This window comes from Paraburkholderia sp. SIMBA_054 (assembly GCF_046534875.1).
In the GTDB taxonomy this organism is placed as follows: domain Bacteria; phylum Pseudomonadota; class Gammaproteobacteria; order Burkholderiales; family Burkholderiaceae; genus Paraburkholderia; species Paraburkholderia hospita.
Genome location: NZ_JAWRXV010000176.1, coordinates 1 through 1,176 on the forward strand (window position 1 = coordinate 1; position 1,176 = coordinate 1,176).

1 rRNA gene is annotated in these 1,176 nt (G+C 51.9%); it reads left to right on the forward strand.

The features are described 5' to 3' along the window. Positions 1-12 precede the first annotated feature (12 nt). Positions 13-1,176, forward strand: a 23S ribosomal RNA gene (locus tag SB822_RS54580); the annotation flags it as partial.

The following is a 1,176-nucleotide window of genomic DNA, read 5'->3' on the forward strand; positions in this document are numbered from 1 at the left end:
CACCCGTTATAGGGTCAAGCGAACAAGTGCATGTGGTGGATGCCTTGGCGATCACAGGCGATGAAGGACGCGGTAGCCTGCGAAAAGCTTCGGGGAGCTGGCAAACGAGCAATGATCCGAAGATGTCCGAATGGGGAAACCCACTCCTTATGGAGTATCCGTAGCTGAATACATAGGCTACGTGAAGCGAACGCGGTGAACTGAAACATCTAAGTAACCGCAGGAAAAGAAATCAACCGAGATTCCCAAAGTAGTGGCGAGCGAAATGGGACCAGCCTGTACTCTTTATCTTTGCTGTTAGCCAAACGCTCTGGAAAGTGCGGCCATAGTGGGTGATAGCCCCGTAGGCGAAAACAGCGAGGAAGAACTAGGTGTACGACAAGTAGGGCGGGACACGTGAAATCCTGTCTGAAGATGGGGGGACCATCCTCCAAGGCTAAATACTCGTGATCGACCGATAGTGAACCAGTACCGTGAGGGAAAGGCGAAAAGAACCCCGGGAGGGGAGTGAAATAGATCCTGAAACCGCATGCATACAAACAGTCGGAGCCTCGCAAGGGGTGACGGCGTACCTTTTGTATAATGGGTCAGCGACTTACATTCAGTGGCGAGCTTAACCGATTAGGGCAGGCGTAGCGAAAGCGAGTCCGAACAGGGCGATTCAGTCGCTGGGTGTAGACCCGAAACCAGGTGATCTATCCATGGCCAGGATGAAGGTGCGGTAACACGTACTGGAGGTCCGAACCCACTAACGTTGAAAAGTTAGGGGATGAGCTGTGGATAGGGGTGAAAGGCTAAACAAACCTGGAAATAGCTGGTTCTCTCCGAAAACTATTTAGGTAGTGCCTCGTGTATCACCTTCGGGGGTAGAGCACTGTCATGGTTGAAGGGTCCATTGCGGATTACTTCGCCATAGCAAACTCCGAATACCGAAGAGTGCAATCACGGGAGACAGACATCGGGTGCTAACGTCCGGTGTCAAGAGGGAAACAACCCAGACCGCCAGCTAAGGTCCCCAAATATGACTAAGTGGGAAACGAAGTGGGAAGGCTAAAACAGTCAGGAGGTTGGCTTAGAAGCAGCCATCCTTTAAAGAAAGCGTAATAGCTCACTGATCGAGTCGTCCTGCGCGGAAGATGTAACGGGGCTAAGTCATATACCGAAGCTGCGGATGCA